General features: G+C 55.9%; 1 pseudogene. It reads right to left on the bottom strand.

Annotated elements, in window-relative coordinates:
• A pseudogene (locus K5E40_RS34700) lies at positions 1 to 71 on the bottom strand (type VI secretion system tube protein Hcp); the annotation flags it as partial.
• Positions 72 to 256 lie beyond the last annotated feature (185 nt).

The raw sequence follows: 256 nt of genomic DNA, 5'->3' as shown, positions 1-256 counted from the left end.
GCAGTGAAGGCGCCGGCAGTGATCAGGCCTTGTTTTTCGCCGGTAACCGACATGTACGCTGGTGTTGCCATGGGGTGCTCTCCTTGCGGATAAATTTAAGGTGCCCGGGAGGCGAAATCGCCCGGTGGGTGCCGAAGACATATCAAGTAGCGTGCCAGGTTTTTCGAAGTGCCCGGGAGCCGGGGGTGAAGCTGCACTTGATCGGGTTTTTGACTGTTTTTCGTGCGGATTTGAGGTCTGAAGTGCGCAACTTCTT

The organism is Pseudomonas baetica (assembly GCF_019733355.1).
GTDB lineage: Bacteria > Pseudomonadota > Gammaproteobacteria > Pseudomonadales > Pseudomonadaceae > Aquipseudomonas > Aquipseudomonas baetica_A.
The sequence above is the reverse complement of the archived record's forward strand: the minus strand, read 5'-3'. Positions and strand labels throughout refer to the sequence as shown.